A 268-nucleotide genomic window follows, 5' to 3' on the forward strand; every position below is an offset into this window, starting at 1 on the left:
ATCCGGAACTCCTCCGCCCGCGAGCGGCTCGACGCGATGGTGGCGGCCGCGTCCTTGCGCAGGACGAAGCCCCGCGGCGCCCCGTCGACCCGGCACGACAGCATCCAGTTCTCCTGGATCGAGCCGCCGGTCAGCGGCCGCGCGTCGTCGAGCGTGACCGTCCCGGCCTCCAGGGTCCGGCCGATCCAGGCGCAGAGCGCCGTTCTCTGATCCGCGTCCAGCATGGTGCCTCAGGGCCGCGTCACGGGACGCGCTCGAGGGCCATGGC

1 pseudogene is annotated in these 268 nt (G+C 73.9%); it reads right to left on the minus strand.

The window, feature by feature from the left end:
• Positions 1–224: pseudogene (locus tag C1X29_RS29960) on the minus strand (phosphotransferase family protein); the annotation flags it as partial.
• Between the last annotated feature and the right edge of the window lie 44 nt (positions 225–268).

This window comes from Pseudomonas sp. GW456-12-10-14-LB2, from assembly GCF_002884345.1.
In the GTDB taxonomy this organism is placed as follows: domain Bacteria; phylum Pseudomonadota; class Gammaproteobacteria; order Pseudomonadales; family Pseudomonadaceae; genus Aquipseudomonas; species Aquipseudomonas paraglycinae.